The sequence below is a fragment of the Phenylobacterium sp. genome (genome assembly GCF_036821595.1).
In the GTDB taxonomy this organism is placed as follows: Bacteria; Pseudomonadota; Alphaproteobacteria; order Caulobacterales; family Caulobacteraceae; genus Phenylobacterium.
On the sequence record NZ_DAISJG010000054.1, the window covers coordinates 1 to 16920 of the forward strand.

Annotated in this window: 16 protein-coding genes; 7 read left to right on the forward strand and 9 right to left on the reverse strand. The window is 71.9% G+C overall.

Annotated features, from left to right (window positions below; all coding sequences use genetic code 11):
• Positions 1-157: 157 nt before the first annotated feature.
• The 3 genes from V7Z97_RS16370 to V7Z97_RS16380 form a co-directional block, all read right to left on the reverse strand.
• Positions 158-2272 carry a M13 family metallopeptidase gene (locus tag V7Z97_RS16370; protein ID WP_334164506.1) on the reverse strand — a complete coding sequence of 705 codons (2115 nt, stop codon included), beginning with the start codon at positions 2270-2272 and terminating at the stop codon, positions 158-160.
• Positions 2273-2358: 86 nt separating this feature from the next.
• Positions 2359-3246, reverse strand: a complete 888-nt coding sequence (locus V7Z97_RS16375; protein WP_334164507.1) for an NAD(P)H-hydrate dehydratase — start codon at positions 3244-3246, stop codon at positions 2359-2361.
• Entirely contained in the window at positions 3243-4007 is a 765-nt protein-coding gene (locus tag V7Z97_RS16380) for a histidine phosphatase family protein (protein ID WP_334164508.1), read from the reverse strand. The genes V7Z97_RS16375 and V7Z97_RS16380 overlap by 4 nt, the downstream gene beginning before the upstream one ends.
• Positions 4008-4107: 100 nt before the next feature.
• Here V7Z97_RS16380 and V7Z97_RS16385 point away from each other — a divergent pair, with 100 nt between their 5' ends.
• The 3 genes from V7Z97_RS16385 (at position 4108) to V7Z97_RS16395 (ending at position 6853) form a co-directional block, all read left to right on the forward strand.
• The gene (locus V7Z97_RS16385) at positions 4108-5058 is read left to right on the forward strand and encodes a methyltransferase (protein WP_334164509.1); all 951 of its coding nucleotides are present in this window, start codon (positions 4108-4110) and stop codon (positions 5056-5058) included.
• A 67-nt stretch (positions 5059-5125) separates the two neighbouring features.
• Positions 5126-6385: a cytochrome P450 gene (locus tag V7Z97_RS16390; RefSeq protein WP_334164510.1), complete on the forward strand. Its 1260-nt coding sequence runs from the start codon at positions 5126-5128 to the stop codon at positions 6383-6385.
• Between the two features lie 33 nt (positions 6386-6418).
• Positions 6419-6853, forward strand: coding sequence for a hypothetical protein (locus tag V7Z97_RS16395; protein WP_334164511.1), 435 nt, complete (start codon positions 6419-6421; stop codon positions 6851-6853).
• A gap of 4 nt (positions 6854-6857) precedes the next feature.
• Here the strand turns inward: V7Z97_RS16395 and V7Z97_RS16400 are convergent, their stop codons facing one another.
• Positions 6858-7676, reverse strand: a complete 819-nt coding sequence (locus V7Z97_RS16400) for an acyl-CoA thioesterase (RefSeq protein WP_334164512.1) — start codon at positions 7674-7676, stop codon at positions 6858-6860.
• A gap of 81 nt (positions 7677-7757) precedes the next feature.
• Between V7Z97_RS16400 and V7Z97_RS16405 the strand changes: the two genes are divergently transcribed.
• Positions 7758-8618: a pirin family protein gene (locus V7Z97_RS16405; protein WP_334164513.1), complete on the forward strand. Its 861-nt coding sequence runs from the start codon at positions 7758-7760 to the stop codon at positions 8616-8618.
• Positions 8619-8698: 80 nt separating this feature from the next.
• Positions 8699-9688, forward strand: a complete 990-nt coding sequence (locus V7Z97_RS16410) for a Tim44 domain-containing protein (RefSeq protein WP_334164514.1) — start codon at positions 8699-8701, stop codon at positions 9686-9688.
• Here the strand turns inward: V7Z97_RS16410 and V7Z97_RS16415 are convergent.
• From V7Z97_RS16415 to V7Z97_RS16425, 3 genes are all read right to left on the reverse strand, one after another.
• Entirely contained in the window at positions 9685-10770 is a 1086-nt protein-coding gene (locus tag V7Z97_RS16415) for a YeiH family protein (RefSeq protein WP_334164515.1), read from the reverse strand. The genes V7Z97_RS16410 and V7Z97_RS16415 overlap by 4 nt on opposite strands.
• A 34-nt stretch (positions 10771-10804) precedes the next feature.
• A complete protein-coding gene (locus V7Z97_RS16420) occupies positions 10805-11575 on the reverse strand; it encodes an SDR family NAD(P)-dependent oxidoreductase (protein WP_334164516.1) in 771 nt (256 codons plus the stop codon).
• A 133-nt stretch (positions 11576-11708) separates the two neighbouring features.
• Positions 11709-11900 carry a hypothetical protein gene (locus V7Z97_RS16425; protein ID WP_334164517.1) on the reverse strand — a complete coding sequence of 64 codons (192 nt, stop codon included), beginning with the start codon at positions 11898-11900 and terminating at the stop codon, positions 11709-11711.
• A 315-nt stretch (positions 11901-12215) separates the two neighbouring features.
• Here V7Z97_RS16425 and V7Z97_RS16430 point away from each other — a divergent pair, with 315 nt between their 5' ends.
• Both V7Z97_RS16430 and V7Z97_RS16435 read left to right on the forward strand, forming a co-directional pair.
• A complete protein-coding gene (locus V7Z97_RS16430) occupies positions 12216-12989 on the forward strand; it encodes a Crp/Fnr family transcriptional regulator (protein WP_334164518.1) in 774 nt (257 codons plus the stop codon).
• A 68-nt stretch (positions 12990-13057) separates the two neighbouring features.
• The gene (locus V7Z97_RS16435) at positions 13058-13324 is read left to right on the forward strand and encodes a hypothetical protein (RefSeq protein WP_334164519.1); all 267 of its coding nucleotides are present in this window, start codon (positions 13058-13060) and stop codon (positions 13322-13324) included.
• Here V7Z97_RS16435 and V7Z97_RS16440 read toward each other — a convergent pair.
• Positions 13297-14706 (reverse strand): malonate--CoA ligase, encoded by a 1410-nt coding sequence (locus V7Z97_RS16440; RefSeq protein ID WP_334164520.1) that lies wholly within the window; start codon positions 14704-14706, stop codon positions 13297-13299. The genes V7Z97_RS16435 and V7Z97_RS16440 overlap by 28 nt on opposite strands.
• Before the next feature lie 34 nt (positions 14707-14740).
• Positions 14741-16920: phosphoenolpyruvate carboxylase (ppc, locus tag V7Z97_RS16445; RefSeq protein ID WP_334164521.1), on the reverse strand; the 2180-nt coding region annotated here is incomplete at its 5' end.

Consider the following 16920-nt stretch of genomic DNA (forward strand, 5'->3'; position numbering starts at 1 on the left):
ACCGAGACGAGCGGGTGGCGGCCGGCCTGGACCAGCTTCTCCAGCACCACCCGCCCCTCGGCGACGAACAGTCCCGAGCGGCCGACCAGGTCGCGCTCGCGCACCGCCAGGTAGGGCTCGATGCGCGGGTCGTCCGGGTCGGCGATCGGGACCGCGGCTACCAGATGCGCACCCGCTGGTCGGGCGTCAGGTACAGGGCCTGGCCGGGCTTCACGTCGAAGGCCGGATACCACTGGTCCAGGTTGCGGACCGTCAGGGCGCGGTACATGCCCGGCGAGTGCACCCCGGTGACCACCGCGCGGCGCAGGGCGGCCTCCCGGTACTTCGAGCGGTAGTTCTGCGCCCAGCCGAGGAAGAAGCGCTGGTCGCCGGTGAACCCGTCGATCACCGGCGCCTCGCGGCCGCCCAGAGACATCTTCCAGGCGTCGTAGGCGGCGGCGAGGCCCGCCACGTCGGCGATGTTCTCGCCCAGCACCTGCTGGCCGTTGAGGTTCAGATCCGGGAACACCTTGTAGGCGCTGTACTGCTCCGCGAGCATGGTGGTGCGGGCCTTGAACTGGGCCATGTCGGCGGGCGTCCACCAGTTGCGCAGGTTGCCGTCGGCGTCGAACTGGGCGCCGAGGTCGTCGAAGCCGTGGCTCACCTCGTGGCCCATGACCCCTCCGATGGCCCCGTAGTTCACGGCCGGGTCGGCGTGCGGGTCGAAGAAGGTCGGCTCCAGGATGGCGGCGGGGAAGATGATCGAGTTCTGCGACGGGGCGAACAGGGCGTTCACCGTCTGGGGCGTCATGAACCACTCCTCGCGGTCCACCGGCCGGCCCAGCTTGGCGAGGTTGCGGCGGTACTCGAAGAGCTCGGCGCGCTGCTGGTTGCCGTAGGCGTCGCCGCGGCGGATCTCCAGCGCCGAGTAGTCGCGCCACCTGTTGGGATAGCCGACGTAGACGCGGAAGTTGGCGAGCTTCTTCTTCGCCTCGGCCTTGGTCTGCGGGGTCATCCAGTCGATGCGGTCGATGCGCTGGCCGAAGGCGGTGAGGACGTTCTTCGCCATCTCCTCCACCTGGGCCTTCTGGTCCGGCGTGAAGTGGCGGGCGACGTACAGCTTGCCCACGGCCTCGCCGAGCGCGCCGGAGGTGTTGTCCACCGCCCGCTTCCAGCGCTCGCGCTGCTGCGGCGTGCCCGACAGCGTCTGGCCGTTGAAGGCGAAGTGGGCGTCGGCGAACGGCTTCGAGAGGAAGGGCGCGCCGCGTTCCACCGCGTGGAAGGCCATGTAGTCGCGCCAGGCCTGGATCGGCTGGCTGGCGACCAGCTTCGACATGCCGGCGATGGCGCTGTCCTGCCAGGCGCCGAAGCGCGGCTGGTCGGCGAGGCCCGCGGCAGTCAGGAAGGCGTCCCAGTCGAGCCCGGGGGCCTTCCTGGCCAGGTCGGCGCGGGTCCAGACGGTGTTGGCCTTCAGGACGTCGGCGGTCTGGTCCACCGTCCAGTGGGCGCGGGCGATGGCGGTCTCCAGCGCCAGCACACGGGCGGCGCGGGAGTCCGCGTCGGAGTAGCCGGCGAGGCGCAGCATCTCGGCGATGTGCGCCTTGTACTTGGCGCGGATCTCGGTGAACCGGTCGCTGGAGCCCAGGTAGTACTCGCGGTCCGGCAGGCCGAGGCCGCCCTGCATCAGATAGGGCCGGTAGACGGTGGTGTCGTTGAGGTCCTCGGCGACCCACAGGCCCAGGAAGCGGTCGGTGTAGAAGTCGGTGGCGTTCAGCGCATCCACGTCGGCGCGGATCGAGGCGCCCAGCTCGCGCGACAGGTCGGTGCGGGTGCGGATGGCGGCGATCCGGTCGAGTTCGGGCTTCAGCGGCGTGGCGCCGGCGGCCTCGATGGCCGCCTCGTCCATGAAGCTGGCGTAGTAGTCGCCGATCTTCCGGGCGTCGGTCCCGGCCGGGGCGTCGGCGGCGGCGGCCTCCTCGATGATCGCCCGGGTCCGCTGGGCGGCGCGCTCCGCGATGACCGCGAAGCTGGTCAGGTTCGAGCGGTCGGCGGGAATCTCGGTCGCCTTCGCCCAGCCGCCGTTGGCGTAGGCGAAGAAGTCGTCGCCGGGGGCGGCGGCGCGGTCCATGCCGGCGGTGTCGAAGCCGAAGGTCCCGTACTGCGGCCGGGGCTTGGCCGGCGCCGGGGCGGCGGGCGCCTCGGCGACGGGCGGCGGCGGCTCGGCGGGCGTGGCGCAGGCGCTGAGCAAGGCCGCGGCGGAGGCCGCGACGAGCCAGGATTTGCGAAGGATCATGTGACGAAAGCTCCCTGACGGGCGAGGCCCGCGTGTTTGGGCGCTTCCTACACCGGATTTCGGCGGCCGCGATCCTTACGGCTTTGTCATGCGCCGCCGAGCTCGGCGATGGCCGGGGCGACCTCGTCCAACAGCTCGCGGGCCAGGAAGCCCAGCCGCGCGATCCGCGCTTCCAGCCGCCCGCCGGCGCGGCCGTGCGCAGCCACGCCCCAGACCGCCGCCTGGGCCGGCGGGGCGCCGCGGGCGATCAGGCCGGCGATGATCCCGGCCAGGACGTCGCCCGAGCCGGACGTGGCCAGGCCCACATGGCCGCCGACATGCCGCCAGGCCTTGCCGTCGGGACTGACGACCAGGGTCGTCGCGGCCTTCAGCACCACCACCGCCTTCCAGCGGGCGGCGGCGCGGCGGGTCATGGCCAGGGCGTCGGCCGCCACCTCGTCCTTCGAGCAGCCCATCAGCCCGGCCATCTCGCCCACGTGCGGGGTCAGGACGAGCTCGCCGCGGCGGGCGCCGGCCCGGCCGGGATCGTCCGCCAGGCCGCGCATGGCGGCGGCGTCGACCACCATGGGCGGCCCGCCGGCCTCCACCAGGCGAAGCGCGAGCTCTCCGGCGGGACCGTCCTTCACCATGCCCGGACCGATCACCGCCGCCTGGCAGCGGTCGAGCGCGTCCTCCAGCATGCCGGCGGCGTCCGGCGCCAGTTCCCCCTCCGGCGTCTCCGGCGCGGGGATCACCCGGGCCTCAGGCATGGCCAGCGCCAGCCCCTGGGCCAGGCTGCGGGGGGCGGCGACCTGCAGCTTGCCGGCGCCCGCGCGCATGGCGGCGACGGCGGTCAGCAGGGTGGCGCCGGCCACCTGGGCGCCGCCGGCCAGGACGAGGACGCGCCCGCGGCTCTCCTTGTCGCTCTCCTCCGGGATCGACGGCGGCCGCCAGCTGGCCAGCAGCTCGGGCGTGACCAGCTCGGCGCCGCTCATCGGGCGGCCACCGGCGCGTCGGGCTCGGTGGTCACCGGCGCGCCCTCCTGCTCCAGCGGCGCGGTGAAGTTGTAGCGGAACAGCTTGAGCTCGCCGTTCGGGCCGCTGCTGCGGTCGAGGCGGTATTCGGTCACCGAGCAGTTGGCCACGTCGTGGGCCCGGTCGATCTCCAGGATCTCCTCCTCGCTCAGGCACTCCAGCAGGTAGCGCAGGCACAGCACGACCACCTGGTGGCTGACGATCAGCACGCGTCGCTCGGCGTGGTGCAGCGAGAGGGTGTCGAGCGCGCTCCGCAGGCGCAGGATCACGTCGCACCAGCTCTCCCCGCCCGGCGGCCGGTGATAGAACTTGCCCAGCAGCCGGCGGAACTCCGCCTGGTCGGGGTGCAGGTCCTTGATCCCGTGGCGGGTCAGCCGGTCGAGGACGCCGAACTCCTTCTCCCGCAGCCGTTCGTCCGGCGTCGGCCGGTGCGCCTCGGAGGAGAAGCCGCCGCAGTCGCGGACGATGTCGGCGGTCCGCAGCGCCCGGACGTAGGGCGAGCTCAGCACCACCTCCGGCCGCTCGTGCTCGGGCATGTCCGAGAACCAGCGGCCGAGCGCGCAGGCCTGGGCCTCGCCGAGCGCCGAGAGCGGCACGTCCACGTCGCGGTCGGCGATGTCGATGCGCCCGTGTCCGGCCGCCTCGGCCAGGTTGCGGGCGACATTGCCGGCGCTCTCGCCGTGCCGGACGATCCACAGCCGCTCGGGCCAACGTGACGCCACGCCTGCTCCCTTCCGAAAAGATGATCCCCGGCCTCAAACGCCACCGTGGCCGATCGGATGCGGTGAACCCAACCGGACGGTGGGGCTTTTCAGCAGGGCCATGCCGGACACAGCCGCCCCCGCCGCCACCGACGACGCCCTGCTGATGCTGCTGAGGCGGCTGGACGAGGACGGCTACGACTTCGTCACGCCGACGCCGCTGACCCACCAGCGGGTGGTGCGCCGGCCGGGGATGCAGGAGGCCCGCTCCGTCCGCGACGTGCTGGGCTGGAGCCTTCCCTTCCGCGACGGCCTGCTGGCGCCCGACCTGTTCGACGCCCTGGACGCCGCCGGCATGCTGGCGCGGGACGGAGACCTCTGGCGGAGCGCCGTGCGGGTCTCACGCGTCCACGGACTGCTGTTCCTGCACTCCGCCTTCCCCACGGCGGAGGAGGACTCCGTCTTCCTCGGGCCGGACAGCTACCGGTTCGCCGACTTCGTGGCCCGGGAGATGGGCCACGACTGCCGGCTGCACCGCCTGGTGGACGTGGGCGGCGGGGCCGGCGTCGGCGCGCTGGTCGCCGCCGCGCGCTGCTGGGCGCGGGAGGCCCTGCTGACCGACGTCAATCCGCGGGCCCTGCGCCTGGCGCGGATCAATGCGCAGCATGCCGGCATCCCGCTCGCCACGCGGCTGGCTTCGGGTCTCGGGGACGCGCCGCAGGACTGCGACCTGATCCTGGCCAACCCGCCCTACATCGTCGATCCGGCGGGCCGCGCCTATCGCGACGGCGGGGACCTGCACGGCGGCGAGATCTCGCTGGAGTGGGCGCGCGCCGCGATCCCGAAGCTCGCGCCGGGCGGCCGCTTCCTGCTCTACACCGGCAGCGCCATTCTCGAGGGCGGACGCGACCGGCTGCGGGAGGAACTGCGCCGGGTCGCCGAGGACGCGGGCGTCGCCCTCGCCTACCGCGAACTCGATCCGGACGTGTTCGGCGAGGAACTGGACACCGCCCCCTACGCCGACGTGGAGCGGATCGCCGTCGTCGGCTGCGTGATCACGAAACCGCGCTGAGCCCCCGTAAAAGTTGACGCCCGCGTCACCTTCGCGCTACGCAGAGCGAAAAGCGGAGGGAACAATCATGGCCGACGGCAATCTCCTGAGCCTGCAGGCGGCGCGCGACGCGGCCTATTCGGCGCCGATCGAGAGCCTGGACCCGGCGCAGCCGGCGCTGTTCGCCGCCGACGCCATGTGGCCGATGTTCGAGCGCCTGCGCGCCGAGGATCCCGTCCACTACACCGCCGAGAGCGAGCACGGACCCTACTGGTCGATCACCAAGTACAACGACATCATGGCGGTGGACACGAACCACCAGGTGTTCTCGTCCGAGGGCGGCATCACCATCGCCGAGCAGCAGGGCGACCAGGGCCCGCTGCCGATGTTCATCGCCATGGACCCGCCCAAGCACGACGTGCAGCGCAAGACCGTGTCGCCCGCCGTGTCGCCGCTGAACCTGCAGCGGCTGGAGCCGCTGATCCGCGAGCGGGCCGGGATGATCCTCGACAGCCTGCCGATCGGCGAGGAGTTCGACTGGGTCGACAAGGTCTCCAAGGAGCTCACCGGCATGACGCTGGCGACGCTCTTCGGCATGCCGCAGGAGGACCGCCGCAAGCTGATCTACTGGTCCGACGTGGTCACCGCGATCCCGATGCCCGGCGGCCTGGTGGAGACCCTCGAGCAGAAGATGCAGATCTTCGTCGAGTACCACGCCTACTTCACGGCCCTGTGGAACGAGCGGGTCAACGCCGAGCCCACCGGGGACCTGGTGTCCATGCTGGCGCACGGCGAGGCGACCCGGAACATGGAGCCGCGCGAGTACTTCGGGAACATCGTGCTGCTGACGGTGGGCGGCAACGACACCACCCGCAACACCATCTCCGGCTCGATCCTGGCGCTGAACCGGAACCCGGACGAGTACCGCAAGCTGAAGGCCGACCCCGAGCTGATCCCGTCGATGGTCTCGGAGACCATCCGCTGGCAGACGCCCCTGGCCCACATGCGCCGCCGCGCCCTGGCCGACCACGAGATCGGCGGCAAGACCATCCGCAAGGGCGACAAGGTCGTCATGTGGTACGTCTCGGGCAACCGCGACGACGAGGTCATCGAGCGGCCGAACGACTACATCATCGACCGGCCGCGGGTGCGGAACCACCTGTCGTTCGGCTTCGGCATCCACCGGTGCGTCGGCAACCGGCTTGCCGAGCTGCAGCTCAAGATCATCTGGGAAGAGATCATGAAGCGCTTCCCGACCATCGAGGTCGTGGGCGAGCCCAAGCGCGTCTACTCCACCTTCGTGAAGGGCTATGAGCACCTGCCCGTGGTCATCCCGGCCCGGAACTAGACTTCGCGCGTCCCGGCGGCGACAAACGCCGCCATGGACGAGAAGAGAGCCATCGGCGCCGTCATAGACGAGATGTACGCCATGATCTCGGGGCCCGCGGGGCCCCGGGACTGGACCCGCCAGCTCGAGGTGTTCCGCGACGACTCGCGCCAGATGCGCACCGGCGTCGACGCCGACGGCCGGCCGTGGATCAAGGCCATGGGCCCGGCCGATTACCGGGCCGACGTCACCCCCTTCTTCATGGCCAACCCGTTCTTCGAGGTGGAGATCGCCCGGCGGATCGACGTGCTGGGCAACATGGCCCACGTCTGGAGCCTCTACGAGGCGCGCACCGCTCCCGACGACACGACGCCCGAGCGGCGGGGGATCAACTCCATCCAGCTCTTCAGGGACGCGACCGGCGCCTGGAAGATCGTCTCGATGATCTGGGACAACGAGCGCCCGGGCGTCGCGGCCGAGCCCTTCTAGCGCCCTAGCGGTCGGTCCCCGTCTCGCGCACGCGGACGATGAGGCTCTGGCTGGCGGTGGCCATCAGCTCGCCGTCCTGGGCGAACAGGTACATGGCGCCGTGGCCGAAGCCGCCGTGGACGCCGTGGATGCGGATGTCGCAGAGCACCCATTCGGTGGGCACGATCCGGCGCACGCGCAGGGTGTTGTCCAGGCTGTTGCCGCCGGCGTTCCGGCCCAGCGCGCTGCCGATGCCCGACGGCAGCATGTCGGCCATCACCGCCAGCATGGGGGCGTCGATGGGGAAGCGCTCGCGCGGGCGGATCCAGATCATCGAGCGGCCGTCGGCCTCAGGCTGGCCGTCCCGGTCGGCGCCGTAGCGCCCCTTCACCACCCGCACCTCCATCCGGCTGTGCAGGCCGAGCGCCGAGCCGCGCCAGTGTTCGGCCGGCTCGCAGTCCTCGGGCCTGGGCGCGTCGGGCATCCGCAGCCACTGCTGGGAGAGCTCGCTCGGACGGGCGCCCAGGGCGGCGTTGACGGTGAAGATCTCCTTGTCGTCCACGTGGCCCACGACGCGGGCCTGGCTGTTGTACTTGCCCTGGGCGGGGACCCAGACGTCCAGGTCCACCACGCTCGGCGGCCGGGCGTAGGACAGGTACTGGGCGGTGGCCCAGATCACCGGCCGGCCGGTGGTGCGCTCCATGGCGCTGACGGCGGAGGCCAGGCCCACGCCGCCGAACATGAACATGCCGTCGGGCGGCCCGACGCAGACCGCCGGGGACAGCGGCATGTACCAGCGGTGCGGGTTGTGGGTGGCGCGCAGGTCGAAGAATGAGGGATCCATCGCCGCCGTTCTTCGAACCATCCGACGCGCTTCGCAAGACCGGAGTGGCCCTGTATGCGTTGATCCCCCGAGGGAGCCCCGATGCCGCTGAAGTCCGTCACCGCCCAGCATCCCGCCCACCGCGACGACATCGGCGACCTGCAGACCCGCCGCCCGGTGCCGGGGCCGCGCGTGGCCCAGGTGGACCCCTTCCTGTTCCTCAATCACCACGGGCCGCAGGTCTATCCGCCGAACAACCAGGGCCTGCCGTTCGGCCCGCACCCGCACCGAGGCTTCGAGACGGTGACCTTCATCCTCGAGGGCGAGCTGGCGCATCGGGATTCCGCCGGGCACGAGAGCGTCATCAGGGCGGGCGGCGTGCAGTGGATGACCGCGGGCTCCGGCCTGATCCACGCCGAGGTCTCGCCCGAGGACTTCAAGCGCCAGGGCGGGCCGCTGGAGATCCTGCAGCTCTGGGTGAACCTGCCCTCCCGGCTGAAGATGACCCAGCCGCGCTACGTCGGCCTGCAGCGCGACCAGATCCCGGCGCTCACCGCCGACCAGGGCCGCGCGGTGGTCAACCTGATCTCGGGCGCCTGGGGCGGCCACACCGGCCCCGTTCCCTCGCTCACTGGCGTCTTCATGACCACGCTGGAGCTCAAGGCGGGGAGCAAGGTGGGCTTCGGCTCGCTCGGCGGCCGCAACGTCTTCCTCTACGTGGTGCGCGGGCACGTCGGGGTAAACGGCAAGGCCGTGGCGCCGTGGCACCTGGCGGAGCTGGACCTTCCCGGCGACACGGTGGAGATCTCCGCCGAGGACGACGCCGTGGTGCTCTTCGGCCATGCCGCGCCGATCGGGGAGCCCATGGTGGCCCACGGGCCGTTCGTCATGAACACCCGCGAGGAGATCATGGACGCCATCCGCGACTACAACGCCGGCCTGTTCGACCACGTGAGCGCCTGAACGCCGTCCGATTTCGCATGCCCCGGCCTATCGGCGGCCCGTCCGGGCCCATACATCAGGGGCAAAGGGAGATTCTTCAGATGAGTACTGTCCGGTCCAGGTTCGTCGCCGCCTTCGGCGTCGCGCTCGCGATGTCCCTGCTGGTGGCCGCCCCGGCCGACGCGCGGCGCGGCGGCAGCTTCGGCAGCCGCGGCGCGCGCACCTACACGCCGCCGCCGCGGACCCAGACCGCGCCCACCCAGACCGCGCCGATCGAGCGCTCGATGACGCCGCGCCAGCCGACCGCCCAGCAGCCGGGCGCGCGCCCGGCGGCGGCCGGCGCGCCGGCGCAGGCGCCGCGCCGCGGCGGCTTCCTGGGCGGCCTCGGCGGCGGCCTGCTGGGCGGCCTGCTGCTCGGCGGCCTGATCGGCGCGATGATGGGCAACGGCTTCGGCGCGGGCATGGCGGGCTTCGCCGCCATCCTGTTCCAGGTGGCCCTGATCGGCCTGGGCGTCTGGCTGCTGATGAAGCTGTTCCGCCGCCGCCAGCAGCCGGCCGTCGCCGGCGCCGCCGGCTGGCCCGGCGCGACGTCGCGCTTCGAGGCGCCCGAGGCCCGCTCCGGCGCCCGGCCGTTCGGCGGCAGCATGTACACGCCCGCCACCCCGGCCAGCGCCGGCCCCAGCATCGACCTCGCCGTCACCGCCGAGGACCGCCAGGACTTCGAGCGCCTGCTGGGCGAGGTGCAGGACGCCTTCGGCCGCGAGGACTACGCGCGGCTGCGCGAGGTCACCACGCCGGAGGTCATGAGCTACCTCTCCGAGGAGCTGAGCCAGAACGCCACCCAGGGCCGCCGCAACGAGGTCAGCGACGTGCGCCTGCTGGAGGCCGACGTGGCCGAGGCCTGGCGCGAGGGCGAGCGCGAGTACGTCACCGCGGCCCTGCGCTACGAGAGCCGCGACGTGATGCGCGACCGCACGAGCGGCGCGGTCGTCTCGGGCGACGCCGACCGGCCCACGGAGACCACGGAGCTGTGGACCTTCGTGCGCGACCGCATGGGGCCCTGGAAGCTCTCGGCGATCCAGGACGCCTAGGTCAGAAGCACGACCGCGAGGACGAGGCCGCCGATCCAGGCGGTCTCGGCCACCATCGCCGCGACGGGACGCCAGCCGGCGTCGATGAGGGCCTTGAACGAGGTCTTCATGCCGAGCGCGGCGATGGCCGCCACGAGGCACCAGCGGGACACCTCCGAGGCCGCCGCGGTGGCCGCCGCCGGCAGGACGCCCAGGCTGTTCAGCGCCACGAGGCCTGCGAAGCCCACCAGGAACAGCGGGACCGGCGCGCGCGGCGCAGCCGGGCCGCCCCGCCCGCGGGCCATGATCACCGCCACCGCCAGCACCACCGGCAGCAGCATGGCGACCCGCAGCAGCTTGACGTAGGTGGCCACGTCGCCCGCCTGGGGCGAGATCATGTAGCCGGCCCCCACCACCTGGGCGACGTCGTGGATCGTGCCGCCGAGGAACAGGCCGGCGTGCTGGTCGTCGAGTCCCAGCAGGGCCACCAGCATCGGGTAGAGCACCATGGCGATGGTCGAGAGGGTGGTGACCACCACCACGGCCAGGATCACGTCGCGCTCGCTCTCCCGCGTCTTCGGCAGGACCGAGGCGATGGCCAGCGCCGCCGAGGCGCCGCAGACCCCCACCGAGCCGCCGGACAATAGGCCGAACCCGCGGCTCAGGCCCAGCAGGCGGGCCAGCAGCAGGCCCACGAACAGGGTGCTGCCGACGCCCGCCACCACCATGGCGATCGGCGCCCAGCCGAGGCCGAGGATCTGCTCCAGGGTGATCCGCGCGCCGAGCAGGGCCACGCCGACCCGCAGCACGGCCTTCGACGCGAACTCGATGCCGGGGACGCAGCGACCTTCCTGGTGCAGGAAGTGGAAGGTCATGCCGAACAGCAGGGCGAACAGCATCACCGGCGCCTGGTAGTGCTGCGACAGCCAGGAGGCGGCGAGCGCGATGGTCACCGCCACCAGCACGCCCGGATAGACGGAGGCCGCGAAGGCGCGCGCGCTCAGGCGCGGACGGGGCGGCGCCTCGGGCAGGCCCTCCATGCCCGCATAGGACTGGAACACCTCGTGCGCGGCGGCGGCGTCGGTGTCGATATCCCTGGCCATGCCGCGGAACCTGCCCTGCTTCGGGGGCGCGCGGCTAGAAGTTCACCCGCGACGAGATGGCGCCGTCCACCAGCAGGTTGGAGCCGGTGGTGAAGGCCGAGCGGGGGCTGGCCAGGAACACCGTCGCCGCGGCGATCTCCTCGGGCGTGGCCATGCGGCCGGTCGGGTTGCGCTTGATCATCTGCTCGAAGAAGCCGGGCATCTGGTCCTTCACATTGCCCCAGACGCCGCCCTCGAAGAGCACTGTGCCCGGCGAGACGACGTTGGCGCGGACCTTCTTCGCCGCGTACTGCCGCGCAAGGCCCTTGGCATAGTGGATCAGCGCCGCCTTCATCGGCCCGTAGGCCGAGCCGCCCTGGGTCTCGGCCGCCGAGACCGAGGAGATCATCACGAAGGCCGCGTCGCCCTTCGCCGCCGCCGCCGCCTCGAGGAAGGGCGCCGCGGCCTCGAAGCTGCGCACAGCGCCCATCACGTCGATGTCGAACATCGCCTGCCAGTCGGCCTCGGAGCCGCCGTTGACCAGGGCGCTGGCGTTGGAGACCAGGATGTCGACGCCGCCGAGCCGCTCGCCGGCGCCGGCGACGAAGGCCTTGAGGGCGGGTCCGTCGGCGATGTCCACGGCCTGGCCCCAGGCATCCACGCCGCGCCCCTTCAGGTCTTCCACGGTCTGGGCCACCTGGTCGGCGTTGCGCGCGCAGACGGCGACGTTGGCGCCCTCGTCGGCGAACAGCTCGGCGATGCTGCGGCCGATGCCGCGCGAGGCGCCGGTGACGACGGCGGTCTTGCCCTTCAGCTGCAGGTCCATGGTCTCTCCCCTTCTTCCGTGGGCCGGGACCCTGCCCCAGCCGGCGCGCCGCCGCCAGACCGAGCGGCGGGGAAGAGAGAATGACAGATGCGGCGGCCTCTCGCAGGCCGACCGGGGCGGCGGGGCAGCTTCCCTAGGCGGCGCGAACCATGTCGCCGGCCGGCACGGAGGATCGCGCCAGCGCGCGGATCACGCAGGCCGCGGCCACCGCCTTGGTCGGGGCGTGGCCCCGGACAGCCACCTTCCCGGCGAGGTCGAAGGTGGTCCAAGTCCACTCGCCCTCGGCCTTGCTGATTCTGTAGCCGAAGCTGGCGTGATCCCTCATTTGATGTGCAGGCTCCAAAATACTGGACCGGCAGAACGGGAGAACGACCCCACAGTTCCTTCAGCAGAGCCTGGAGCTCTACAAACCATCGCCCCCGCAAGACTTCGCCATTGCTGAGCATGTGCGCGACTTTCCGGTAAGTCGGCGACCCGACGTTTGCAATCGGGTGGGTTTGGCTCCGGTAATGCGAGAGTTTTCCCTAGACAATCGCGCATAAGTTGCAATCTTCACTGGAACCATTGCGCCGCCTGAGTGTTCCGTCATAGCGGGGCCTTCACGCCGGCGCAGAGCCACCATCAGCTCAAGGGAACCCGGATGACGGGCCGGTTCAGACCTCATCTCGCGCCACGTCCGCTCGATCAGGTGCTCCGGCGGCTGGGCGCGGTGGCCAACCTCTCGGAAGCGGAACAGGATTTCGTCCGTCAACTGGGCGAACGGCGGGAGCGGCATTCGCCCGGCGAAGAACTCATCCGCGAAGGCCAGTCGGGTGCGCGGGCGCGGCTCGTGGTCTCGGGCTGGGCCAGCCGGCAACGGGTGCTCCCGGACGGCCGCCGGCAGATTTTCGGCTTCATCCTGCCGGGCGAGCCGCTCGGCCTCGGCCGCCGTCCCGCGCCGCCGCCGCTGTCGAGCGTCGTGGCCCTGACCGCGCTCGAGACCCTCGACGCCGAGCCCCTGATCGAGGCGGCCCTCTCCGGCCGGGCGCCGGGGCTGGCGCAGTTCCTCCTGCGCGCGCAGCACACCGAGGACGCCCTGCTCCTCGACCACATGGTCCGGCTGGGCCGCCAGACCGCCTATGAGCGCGTCGCCCACTTCCTGCTTGAGCTGCAGGACCGCCTGCAGCTCTCGGGGCTCGGCGACAGCCAGCGCTTTCCGCTGCCGCTCACCCAGGAGATCATGGCCGACGTGCTCGGGCTGTCGATCGTGCACGTGAACCGGACGCTCCAGCAACTGCGGCGCGAGAAGCTGATCGAACTGCGCTCGGGCGTCGCCATCCTGCTCAGGCGCGAGCTGCTGGTGAGCATCTCCGACTACCGGCCGGCCGCCTCGCCGCCCCTCGGAGGCGCGTCGGCCCGTCAGGCGGCGTCTTAACAAGAGTAATTGCCAAGCGGCTGTCCCGCATGGCCTGCTTCGGCCGTGGCTGGGGAGGCGCGGCGGGCATGGCGCTGCAATTCGCGGTGATCTGGTACGGCGGGCGCTGGACTCTCCTGGCGCCCGGCGTTCGGCGTGACCGCTACGCCTCCCGGGACAGCGCGCTCGCCGCCGCCCGCCGCCTGGCCGAGCACGCCCGCCGTCAGGGCCACGAGGTCGAGGTCTTGGCGCAGGACGTGGGCGGGCAGCTCTCCGCCGTGCCGCTGCAGGATCTCACCGAGCCGCGGGACCGTCCCGGCGACCGTCCTCAGGACCCCGCGAACAGCCCCGCGTAGCGCTCCCGCAGCAGGTTCTTCTGCACCTTGCCCATGGCGTTGCGCGGAAGCTCGTCCAGGAAGACCACGCGCTTGGGCGCCTTGTAGGCCGCCAGCCGGCGGCGCGCCTCGGCGATGATCGCGGCCTCGTCCCCCTGCCCCATCACCACGGCCACCACGCCCTCCCCGAAATCGGGGTGCGGCACGCCGATGACGGCGCTCTCCACGACCCCGGGCAGCACGTCGATGACCAGCTCGACCTCCTTGGGATAGACGTTGTAGCCGCCCGAGATGATCAGGTCCTTGGCGCGGCCGGAGATCCAGACGCGGCCGTCGGGGTCCCGCCGGCCCACGTCGCCGGTGATGAAGTAGCCGTCGGCGGTGAACTCCTCGGCGGTCTTCTCCGGCATCCGCCAGTAGCCGCCGAACACGCTGGGGCCGCGGATCTGGATGACGCCGGTCTCCTCGCCCCCGCCGATCCGCAGTTCCACGCCCGGCAGCGGATAGCCCACGGAGCCCGCGATCCGCTCGCCGTGGAGGGGGTTGGTGGTGATGATCACCGCCTCGCTCATCCCGTAGCGCTCGAGGATGCGCTGGCCGGTGCGGTCCTCGAACTCGGCGAAGGTGGTGGGCAGCAGCGGGGCCGAGCCGGAGATGAACACCCGGATTCCCGACGCGAGCTCGCGGGTGAAGCCGGGGTTGGCCAGGAGCCGGGTGTAGAAGGTGGGCACGCCCATCATCACCGTCGCGCGTTCCAGCCCCTTCAGCACCTCGGCGTCGGCGAACTTCGGCAGCCAGACCATGGGCGCGCCGGAGAGGAAGGCGCAGTGCATGGCCACGAACAGGCCGTGGACGTGGAAGATCGGCAGGGCGTGCAGCAGGACGTCGTCCGGCGTGAAGCCCCAGGCGGCGTGCAGGGCGAGCGCATTCGACGCCAGGGCGCCATGGCTCAGCATGGCCCCCTTGGAGCGCCCGGTCGTGCCGCTGGTGTAGATGATCGAGGCGAGATCGGAGGCGGCGCGGTCCACCGTGCGGGCCAGGGGCTCGAAGCCCCGCGCCTCCGCCACCCAGGCCGGCGCGTCGGTGACGAAGACGGCGGGCTCGGCGTCGTCCAGGAAGTACTCGACCTCGGAGGGGGTGTAGGCGGCGTTCAGCGGCAGGAACACCGCCCCGGCCTTCAGGACGCCGAGGTAGATCATCACCGCCTCGACGCTCTTCTCCACCTGCATGGCCACGCGGTCGCCGGGCTTCACGCCCTCGGCGAGGAGGCGGCCGGCGACGCGCGCGGCGGCCTCCTCCAGGGCGCCGTAGCTCACCTCCGAGCCGTCGCTCAGCAGGAAACAGGGCTTGGCGCGGTCGGCCGGGAAGCGGCCGGCGAGCAGGTCGTAGAGGTTCTCGGACATCGCCGCGTTGTTAGCGGATGTATGCAAGCTCTCGCTAGCCCGTGTTCCGGAGCCCCGCGGCGACGCCGTTGATGGTCAGGTGGATGCCCTCGCGCACCGCCTCGTCCTCGTCGCCGCGGCGGCGGCGGCGGATCAGCTCGATCTGCAGGTGGTTGAGCGGATCGATGTAGGGCAGGCGCGAGCGGATGACGGCGGCGAGGTCGGGGTTCTTCTCCAGGAGCTGCGACTGGCCGGTGATCTCCAGCAGCGCCTCGTGGGTCCGCGCCCACTCCGCCCGGATCTCACCGAACACGTGCTCGGCCAGCGCCCGGTCCTCCACCAGGCCGGCGTAGCGGCCGGCGATGGCGAGATCGGACTTGGCCAGCACCATCTCCATGTTGGCGAGCGTGGAGTGGAAGAAGGGCCAGCTCTCGTCGAGCTCCCTGAGCTGGGCCATCGAGACGCCCGCGTTGGCGACGGCCGAGCCGAAGCCGTACCAGCCGGGCAGCATGGCCCGCGACTGGGACCAGGAGAACACCCAAGGTATGGCGCGCAGGCCCTGGATGCTGCGGGTCGGCTGGCGCGAGGTGGGCCGGCTGCCGATGTTGAGGTCGGCGATCTCGCTGATCGGCGTGGCGCCGTAGAAGTAGTCCACGAAGCCCGGCGTCTCGAACACCAGGCCGCGGTAGGCCGCCATGGCGGCGCGGGCAAGCGCGTCCATGGCCTTGCTCTGGGGCGCGGCGAGCTCGGCGGAGCGGTGGCCGCGCAGCGACGTCAGCACCACGCCGGCGGTGAGCGTCTCCAGGCTTTGCCGGGCGAGCTCGGGGTCCGCGTACTTGTTGGCCACCACCTCGCCCTGCTCGGTGATGCGGATGCGGCCGTGGACCGTGCCGGCCGGCTGGGCGAGCAGGGCCTCGAAGCTGGAGCCCCCGCCCCGGCCGACCGCGCCGCCGCGGCCGTGGAAGAGCTGCAGCCGCAGCCCCGCCCCGCCGACGACCGCGCACAGCGCGCGCGAGGCCTTGTGCAGCTCCCAGGTGGAAGTGAGGTAGCTGCCGTCCTTGTTGGAGTCGGAATAGCCGATCATCACCTCCTGCATCCCCGGCGCGGCCAGGAGGTCGCGCACGAGCGGCAGGGCGAGGTAGCGGGCCATGGTCTTCGACGCCGCGCGGAGGTCCTCGATGGTCTCGAACAGCGGCTCGGCGAACACCTCGGCGCGCGGCGGGTCGCCCGGCGCGTAGAGGCCGACCTCCTTGAGCAGCAGATAGACCTCCAGCAGGTCCGACACCGAGGTGGTGTTGGAGACGATGTAGGTGCGGATGGTCTCCGGGCCGTAGCGGCGCTTGATCTCGGCGGCGGTGGCCAGTGTCTCCAGCTCGCGGCGGGTCTCGTCGCCATAGGTGGCGAACGGCGAGGCGAGCAGCCGGCCGTGTGAGAGCTCGCGGATGAGCAGGTCGCAGCGGGCGGCCTCGTCCAGCCCTTCGTAGTCCTCGCAGACGCCGGTCGTCTTCAGGAGCTCGGCGACCACGCGGGCGTGGACCGAGGAATTCTGGCGCATGTCGAGCGTCGCCAGGTGGAAGCCGAACACGTCCACGGCGCGGATCAGGTCCGGCAGCGGTCCGCTGGCGAAGGCCGGGCCGTGCTTCTCCATCAGGGAGCCCAGCACGGTCTGCAGGTCGGCCTTCAGCGCCTCCGGACCCGGGTAGGGCTCGGCCGGCTTGGTCGAGGGCCGCGGCGGGGCCTCGCCGGTGAGGCCCGGATAGGCCGCCGCCAGCCGGGCGTAGATTCCGGTGAGCGCGCGGCGGTAGGGCTCGTCGGCGCGGTGCGGCGAGTCGTCGTGCGAGGCGTCGGCCAGGGCCTGCAGCTCCGGCGTCACGTCCACCAGATCCGCCGACATGGAGAGCTCGGCGCCCAGCGCATGGATGGCGTCGAGGTACATCCTGAGCGCCGCGCGCGACTGGCGGGCCAGCGCCAGGCGCATCACCTGGGCGGTGACGTAGGGATTGCCGTCCCGGTCGCCGCCCACCCAGGAGCCGACGCGCAGGAAGCTCGGCAGGGCGTCGTCGCCCAGCACCTCGCCCCAGTGGGCGTAGAGCCGGGGCAGCTCGGCCAGGAAGCTGCGCTCGAAATAGGAGACGGCGTTCTCGATCTCGTCGGCCACGGCGATGCGCACGCTGCGCAGGAGCCGGGTGCGCCAGAAGATCGACACCTCGCGCAGCAGCTCGCGCTCGATCGCCG